This window comes from Micromonospora palythoicola (assembly GCF_036689795.1).
In the GTDB taxonomy this organism is placed as follows: Bacteria; Actinomycetota; Actinomycetes; order Mycobacteriales; family Micromonosporaceae; genus Micromonospora; species Micromonospora palythoicola.
Window position 1 is genome coordinate 25,052 of the sequence record NZ_JBAGKI010000064.1, and the last position, 8,408, is coordinate 33,459.

General features: G+C 72.0%; 4 protein-coding genes. 3 read left to right on the forward strand and 1 reads right to left on the reverse strand.

All coding sequences use genetic code 11. The features are described from left to right. The first annotated feature begins 139 nt into the window (after positions 1–139). Complete coding sequence (locus V5O40_RS22755) at positions 140–793, forward strand: hypothetical protein (protein ID WP_332907344.1); 654 nt, start codon at positions 140–142, stop codon at positions 791–793. A 107-nt stretch (positions 794–900) separates the two neighbouring features. Next, positions 901–2,781: a DNA helicase RecQ gene (gene recQ, locus V5O40_RS22760; RefSeq protein WP_332907345.1), complete on the forward strand. Its 1,881-nt coding sequence runs from the start codon at positions 901–903 to the stop codon at positions 2,779–2,781. 107 nt (positions 2,782–2,888) lie between these two features. Here the strand turns inward: recQ and uvrC are convergent, their stop codons facing one another. Beyond that, complete coding sequence (uvrC, locus tag V5O40_RS22765; RefSeq protein WP_332907346.1) at positions 2,889–4,967, reverse strand: excinuclease ABC subunit UvrC; 2,079 nt, start codon at positions 4,965–4,967, stop codon at positions 2,889–2,891. A 181-nt stretch (positions 4,968–5,148) separates the two neighbouring features. Here uvrC and V5O40_RS22770 point away from each other — a divergent pair, with 181 nt between their 5' ends. After that, a complete protein-coding gene (locus tag V5O40_RS22770; RefSeq protein WP_332907347.1) occupies positions 5,149–8,406 on the forward strand; it encodes a penicillin acylase family protein in 3,258 nt (1,085 codons plus the stop codon). Positions 8,407–8,408: the final 2 nt, after the last annotated feature.

The window sequence follows — 8,408 nt, forward strand, 5'->3', positions numbered from 1 at the left end:
GCGCCCTTTGCTCTGCTTCAACCAGCGCAACAGTCCGCGGGCTGAACCGTTGCGCCCGGTGCAGCAGAGCACGGGAGAGGAGGCTGGTCGTGTCGGCTGACCGACGGCGCGTGACGCGTGACGCGGCTATCCTCCGGCCATGGGCAGGCACGGGGCGCGGCTGCGCTGGGTGGTGGCGCTCGTGTCCGTCACGGTCGCCGTGCTGGCCACAGTGCACCGTTACGTCGACCGCGAACGGGAGTGGGCCGACGGCGGCGACACCCTGGCGGTGACCGTCCAGGCCAGCCTGCCAGAGCCGGACGGTGTGGCGGACGCGGTCGTCGCGTTCGGCTGGCCCGAGCCGGCGGACAACGTCATCGGCGACCCCGGCAGACAGTCGGTCGTGTTGCGGCTGCGCTGGTCGGGGCCGCCCCGAAAGGGCCACTACCAGGTCATCCTGCTCGACTCCCGGGTGGAACCCGCCCGGGTGGTGCAGCCCTACGCCGGCTGGGACGCCGACGGCGGCACCGGTTCCAACTGGGCCGGAGCGTACGACGTGCTGGCCGACCGCTACCCCTGGCTCGCCGACACCGCCACCCGCGAGGAGCCCGAGGGCACGTTCACCACCCCCGGCAACGTCGGCGCGGTGGGCACCCGCGCGACGGCCGACGGCAGCCTGATCGCCGTCTTCCGGCTGGTGCCCGGCGCCCTGCCGCTGACCGACCCGTCGCGCCTGGCGGTGGCGTTCTGCTACGTCGATCCCGACGGCGACGTCCGCTGGGCCAAGCGCGTGCCGGTCCCGCCGGCCCGATGACCCGCCCCGCTCGAACTGTGGCAGCGCAGGTGGTCGACACGCCGAGCCGACAGCACCGGAACTGCCACGCATCGAACGGGAGAATCGGCCGCTCGTAGAATTCCCGGATGGTTTCCCCCGCCGACGTGAGCGTCACCGACCTGGCCAGCTCCGACGCCCCGACCGGGGAGAAGGTGACCGTGGCGCTGGACGTGCTGCGCCGGGTCTTCGGGTACGACTCGTTCCGGGGTTTCCAGCGCGAGGTCATCGACCACGTGGTGGCCGGCGGGGACGCGCTGGTGCTGATGCCGACCGGCGGCGGCAAGTCGCTGTGCTACCAGATCCCGGCCCTGGTGCGCGACGGCGTCGCCGTGGTGATCTCGCCACTGATCGCGCTGATGCAGGACCAGGTCGACGCGCTGACGGCGGTCGGGGTGCGGGCCGGTTTCCTCAACTCGACCCTCGACCCGGACACCCGCCGGCTGGTCGAGGCGGAGTTCGTGGCCGGCGAGATCGACCTGCTCTACCTCGCGCCGGAGGCGCTGGCCAGCCGGGGCACGCTGAACCTGCTGGACCGGGGGCGGATCGGCCTGTTCGCCATCGACGAGGCGCACTGCGTGTCGCAGTGGGGTCACGACTTCCGGCCGGACTACCTGAACCTGTCGATGCTGCACGAACGCTGGCCGGGCGTACCCCGCATCGCGCTGACCGCCACGGCGACCAGCGCGACCCGGTCCGAGATCGCCACCCGGCTGAGCCTCACCGAGGCACGGCACTTCGTGGCCAGCTTCGACCGGCCCAACATCCAGTACCGGATCGTGCCGAAGCGGGAGCCGCGCAAGCAGTTGCTCGCCCTGCTGCGCGACGAACATCCCGGCGAGGCGGGCATCGTCTACTGCCTGTCCCGGGCCTCGGTGGAGAAGACCGCCGAGTTCCTGGTCGCCAACGGCATCGACGCGCTGCCGTACCACGCCGGTCTGGACGCCGGCACCCGCGCCGCCAACCAGCAGCGCTTCCTGCGCGCCGACGGCGTGGTGATGGTGGCGACGATCGCCTTCGGGATGGGTATCGACAAGCCCGACGTGCGGTTCGTCGCCCACCTCGACCTACCCAAGTCGGTCGAGGGCTACTACCAGGAGACCGGCCGCGCCGGCCGCGACGGGTTGCCGTCGACCGCCTGGCTGGCGTACGGGCTGCAGGACGTGGTGCAGCAGCGGAAGATGATCGACACCTCCGAGGGCGACCTGGCCCACCGGCGCAACCTCGCCGCCCACCTCGACGCGATGCTGGCGCTCTGCGAGACGGTCCGCTGCCGCCGGGCGCAGCTGCTGGAGTATTTCGGCGAGCCGGCCACCGGCGGCTGCGGCAACTGCGACACCTGCCTGGAGCCACCGGAGTCCTGGGACGGCACGGTGGCCGCGCAGAAGCTGCTCTCCACCGTCTTCCGGTTGGACCGGGAACGCAACCAGCGGTTCGGTGCCGGGCACTGCGTCGACATCCTGCTGGGCCGCGCCACCGACAAGATCACCCAGCATCGGCACGACTCGCTCACCGTGTTCGGCATCGGCGCGGAGCTGAGCGAGGCGGAGTGGCGCGGCGTGGTCCGGCAACTGCTCGCCGAGGGGCTGCTCGCCGTCGAGGGCGACTACGGCACGCTGGCGCTCACCGACGCCAGTGCCGAGGTGCTCGGCCGGCGGCGCACCGTCATGCTGCGCCGCGAGGCGGCCCGCCCGGCGAAGGCGGCCAAGCCGCGGGGCGCGGCCACCGTGGTCGCCGAGCTGCCGGCGGAGGCGGCCGGCACGTTCGAACGGCTGCGGGCCTGGCGGGCGGCCACCGCCAAGGAGCAGGGCGTACCCGCGTACGTCATCTTCCACGACGCGACGCTGCGCCAGATCGCCGCCGACGCGCCGTCGTCGCTGGCCGAGCTGTCCCGGATCAGCGGCGTCGGGGAGAACAAGCTGGCCCGCTACGGCGAGCAGCTCCTCGGAGTGCTCGCCGACGCCGCCTGAGGTGACCGCCCACCCTCGTCAAGATCCGCGCAACCTCTCAAGATCCGCGCAACTTCGGGGATGTTGCTGGCTCAGGCGCCGTGGAGACCGCAACATCCCCGAAGTTGTCAGCTGGCGGGAGGTTCGGGGGTGTGGAGGGCGGCCAGGATCGCCTCGGCGGTGCGGTGGCCGACGCCGGGGACCTCGGTGATCTCCTCGACGGTGGCGGCCGAGAGGCGTTTCAGCGAGCCGAAGTGACGCAGCAGCGCCTTGCGGCGTACCTCGCCGAGGCCGGGGACGTTGTCCAACGCCGAGGTGGTCATCCGCTTGGAGCGGCGCTGCCGGTGGAAGGTGATGGCGAAGCGGTGCGCCTCGTCGCGTACCCGTTGCAGCAGGTAGAGCCCCTCGGAGGCGCGCGGCAGGATGACCGGGAAGTCGTCGTCGGGCAGCCAGACCTCCTCCAGCCGCTTGGCCAGCCCGCACAGCGCCACGTCGTCGATGCCCAGCTCGGCGAGGGCCTGCGCGGCGGCGGCGACCTGCGGCGCTCCGCCGTCGACCACCACCAGCTGCGGCGGGTACGCGAACCGCCGCGGCCGTCCGGTGGTCGGGTCGACAAGCGCGCCGATGCGCGGCTCGTCGCCGCCGTCGACGACGTCTACGTCACCGTCGCCTGCGTCGACGACGGCCGGCGTGGTGCCGAGCACGTCGGTGCCGGCGACGGCCGGCTCGCGGTCAACGGCGGCGCGGTCAGCGGCGGCGGCCGGGGCGGCCAGTTCGGCGGCGGATTCGACACCCGCCTCACCGGTCTCGGCGCGGGCGTCGAGGTAGCGGGCGAAGCGGCGGCGCAGCACCTCGGACATCGCCGAGAGGTCGTCGGTGGCGCCCCGGATGATGAACCGGCGGTACTCGCTCTTGCGGGGTAGCCCGTCCTCGAAGACGACCATGCTCGCCACCACGTCGGTGCCCTGGATCTGCGAGATGTCGAAACACTCGATGCGCAGCGGCGCCGTCCGCAGGCCGAGCGCCTCGGTGATCTCGTCGAGGGCCTTGCTGCGGGTGGTGAGGTCACCGGCCCGCTTGAGCTTGTGCCGGGCCAGGGCGTCCTTGGCGTTGCGTTCCACCGTCTCCATCAGGGCCCGCTTGTCACCGCGCTGCGGCACCCGCAGGGACACCCGGCCACCCCGGTGGGTGGAGAGCCAGTCGGCCAGGGCGTCGGCGTCGGCGGGCAGCTCGGGCACCAGCAGCTCCCGTGGCACGTCGGCCTCGCCGTGCTCGCCGCCGTAGACCTGCGTGCAGAAGTGGTGGACCAGGTCGCCGGTGGTCAGCTCCTCGGTCTTCTCCACCACCCAACCGCGCTGGCCGCGTACCCGGCCGCCGCGGACGTGGAAGACCTGGACCGCGGCTTCGAGCGGATCGTCGGCGAAGGCCACCACGTCGGCGTCGGTGCCGTCGCCGAGCACCACGGTCTGCTTCTCCATCGCCCGGCGCAGCGCGGCGACGTCGTCGCGCAGCCGGGCCGCCCGCTCGAACTCCAACTGCTCGCTGGCCTCGGTCATCTCGCGTTCCAGCTTGCGGACCATGGTGTCGGTGCGCCCGGCCATGAAGTCGCAGAAGTCGTCGACGATCTCGCGGTGCCGCTCGGCGGAGACGCTGCCGACGCAGGGGGCCGAGCACTTGCCGATGTAGCCCAGCAGGCAGGGCCGGCCGACCTGACCGGCCCGCTTGAACACCCCGGCGGAGCAGGTGCGGGCCGGGAAGACGCGCAGCAGCAGGTCGAGCGTCTCGCGGATTGCCCAGGCGTGCGAGTACGGCCCGAAGTAGCGCACCCCCTTGCGCTTGGCCCCGCGCATCACCTGGAGCCGTGGGTACTCCTCGTCGAGGGTCACCGCCAGGTAGGGGTAGGACTTGTCGTCACGGTAGCGGACGTTGAACCTCGGGTCGTACTGCTTGATCCAGAGGTATTCGAGCTGGAGCGCCTCGACCTCGGTGCCGACCGTGACCCAGTCCACCGCCTCGGCGGTGGTGACCATCTGCCGGGTGCGCTGGTGCAGCCCCCACAGGTCGGCGAAGTAGGAGTTGAGCCGGCTGCGCAGGTTCCTCGCCTTGCCCACGTAGATGACCCGGCCGGTGCCGTCGTAGAAGCGGTAGACCCCCGGTGCCTCGGGAATCGTGCCCGGCGCGGGACGGTAGGTCGACGGATCAGCCACACTCCGAGACTAGTCGCCACCCCCGACAGCCCGAATCATCCCCGGATGACCGGTTACGGTGCGGACCGGCGCCGCCTCGATCGATACCTTCCAATCTCGGGCACGGCGGCCTACCATCCAGTAACCGAATGTTCTTCATGTAATGATCCCGTCCGATGGCCCCCGTCCACAGAGGATCGCCATGACCGGTCACACCCCCACCCGCCGGCTGCTCGCCGTCGCCGCGACCGCCACCGCCGTCGCCGCCCTGCTCGTCGCGGCCCCGACCACCGCCACCGCGACCACCGTCCCGACCGAGCACGCGGGGAGCGCCCGCGCGTCGACCGTCGCGAGTGTCTTCGCCGCCGACGACTACTGCCTGGGCGAATGCTCGGAGATCCTGCCGCCCGGCCAGAACGGCAACGCCACCCTCGTCGAGATCCTCGGCAACCAGGCCTTCGGTACCCTGCCCCGGCACTCCGCCGACCAGCTCGGCAGGTACGCCGACCTCGTCTACGGCTACGCCGGCCTGCGCGAGGACCAGATCGACACCTTCTTCCACGACGCCTCCTTCGGCGTCGCGCCCAGCCAGGTGGAACGCGACTACTCACCCCGCGCGGACGTACGCATCCTGCGGGACCGGGCCACCGGTGTCCCGCACATCACCGGCACCACCCGCGCCGGGACCATGTTCGGCGCCGGTTACGCCGGGGCCGAGGACCGGCTGTTCACCATGGACCTGCTGCGGCACGTCGGCCGGGGCACCCTGACGCCGTTCGCGGGCGGGGCACCCGGCAACCGGGCGTTGGAGCAGAGCGTCTGGCGCACCTCCCCGTACACCGAGGCCGACCTGACCGCGCAGGTCGCCGCGCTGCGCGGCAAGGGTGAGCGCGGTGAGCAGCTCTACACCGACGTGCAGGAGTACATCGCCGGGATCAACGCCTACATCCGCACCTGCATGGCCAACCGCAACTGCCCCGGCGAGTACGTGCTCACCGGGCATCTCGACGCGATCACCAACGCCGGTGGGCCGGAACCGTTCGTGCTGACCGACCTGGTCGCCATCGCCGGTGTGGTCGGTGGCCTGTTCGGTGGCGGGGGCGGCACGGAGATGCAGTCCGCGCTGGTCCGCATCGCCGCCCGGGCCAGGTTCGGCCCGGTCGAGGGCGACCGGGTGTGGCAGGGCTTCCGGGGTCAGAACGACCCGGAGACCGTGCTGACCCTGCACGACGGACAGAGCTTCCCGTACGGCGACGCCTCCCCCGACGCGCCGAGCGTGGTGCTGCCGGACGCCGCCTCGGCCCGGGTCGAGCCGGTCGTCACCGAGCCGACCGGCTCCGCCACCACCACCGGCTCGGACAGCGCCTCGGAATTGGCCGCCGCGCTGTCCGGGCTGACCATCGACCCGGCGCACCGGGGCATGTCCAACGCGGCGGTGATCTCCGCCGAGCACTCCACCAGCGGGCATCCGGTGGCGGTCTTCGGGCCGCAGACCGGCTACTTCTCCCCCCAACTGCTGATGGTCCAGGAGTTGCAGGGTCCGGGCATCAGCGCCCGTGGCGCCGCCTTCGCCGGGTTGAACCTGTACGTCCTGCTCGGCCGGGGCCAGGACTACGCCTGGAGCGCCACCTCCTCCGTGCACGACATCACCGACACCTACGCGGTGCCGCTCTGCGTACCCGGCGGTGGCACCCCGACGCTGGGCAGCGACCACTACCTGTTCCGGGGGCAGTGCCTGGCGATGGAGGAGCTGTCCCACGTCAACCGGTGGCGCCCGACCGTCGCCGACGGCACCGCCGCCGGGTCGTACAAGCTCGTCGCCTGGCGTACGAAGCTCGGGCTGGTGGCGTGGCGGGGCACCGTCGGCGGGGTGCCGCACGCCTTCACGAAGCTGCGCTCCACCTACGGGCGGGAGGCCGACTCCGCGATCGGCTTCCAGATGTACAACGACCCGACCCAGATGGGCTCGGCGGCGGCGTTCCGCACCTCGGCGAACAACGTCGAGTACGCGTTCAACTGGTTCTACGTCAACTCCACCGAGTCGGCGTACTTCAACTCCGGGCTCAACCCGCTACGGGCGTCCGGAAGCAACCCGAGCCTGCCGATGAAGGCCGAGCGGGCGTACGAGTGGCAGGACTTCGACCCGGAGACCGGCACCGCCCGGTACGCGCCGGCGTCGGCCCACCCGCAGTCGGTGAACCAGGACTACTACGTCAGCTGGAACAACAAGCAGGCCAAGGACTTCGGTGCCGCCGACGGCAACTTCAGCTTCGGCGCCGTGCACCGCGGTGACCTGCTGGACAAGCCGGTGAAGGCGGCACTCGCGGCGGGCCGCACCTTCGACCGGGCCTCGCTCACCGAGCTGGTGCAGCGGGCCGGGCTCACCGACCTGCGCGGCGCCGAGGTGCTCGGCGAGCTGCTCCGGGTACTGGAGAGTCAACCGGTCACCGACGCCGCCCTGGCCACCGAGATCGCCCGGCTCAAGGCGTGGCGGCAGGCCGGCGCGCTACGCGTGGAGACGGCCAGCGGCAGCAGGGTCTACCAGCACGCCGAGGCGATCCGGACCCTCGACGCGTGGTGGCCGCTGCTGGTCCGGGGCATGTTCCGGGCCCCGCTCGGCGCGGAGCTGTACCAGTCCCTGGTCAACACCCTTCAGGTCAACGAGTCACCCTCCGGCCACCAGCAGGGCGACGTGTCGAACCTGCCGTCGTCGGCGAACAGCGCCCAGACGCACAAGGGCTCGGCCTTCCAGTACGGGTGGTGGGGTTGGGTCGACCGGGACCTGCGGGCCGTCCTGGGTGACCCGGTGGCCGGTGGGCCGGGGCGTACCTTCTGCGGCGACGGCGACCTCGCCGCCTGCCGGCAGATCCTGCTCGACACCCTGCGCACGGCGGCGACCACACCGGCCACGCAGACCTATCCGGGTGACGAGACCTGCGCCGCCGGTGACCAGTGGTGCGCCGACGCCATCGTCCAGTCGCCGCTGGGCGGCATCAAGCACGCCACCATCGCCTGGCAGAACCGTCCGACCTACCAGCAGGTGGTGTCGTTCCCCGCCCGGCGCGGCGACGACCTGACCAATCTGGCCGCCGGCCGCCCGGTCACCGCCTCCAGCAGCCAACTGTTCCACGGTGCCGGCCGTGCCGTGGACGGCGACCTGGGCACCCGGTGGGCCAGTTCGTGGTCGGACAACCAGTGGCTGCGGGTCGACCTCGGATCGGTCCGGCAGGTCGGTCGGGTGGCCCTGGCCTGGGAGGCCGCCTACGCCCGGTCGTACCGGGTGGAAATTTCCACCGACGGCGCCACCTGGCGGCCGGCCTGGTCGACCACCACCGGCGACGGCGGGACCGACGTGGTCAGCTTCGCCCCGCAGCAGGCCCGGTACGTGCGGATGTACGGGCTGACCCGGGGCACCTCCTACGGCTTCTCGCTGTGGGAGATGTCGGTGTACGCCCAGTGAGA

Excerpts from the sequence above, each read along its gene's own strand:
- V5O40_RS22755 (WP_332907344.1), top strand. The coding sequence starts at position 140 with ATGGGCAGGCACGGGGCGCGGCTGCGCTGGGTGGTGGCGCTCGTGTCC.
- recQ (WP_332907345.1), top strand. The coding sequence starts at position 901 with ATGGTTTCCCCCGCCGACGTGAGCGTCACCGACCTGGCCAGCTCCGAC.
- V5O40_RS22770 (WP_332907347.1), top strand. The coding sequence starts at position 5,149 with ATGACCGGTCACACCCCCACCCGCCGGCTGCTCGCCGTCGCCGCGACC.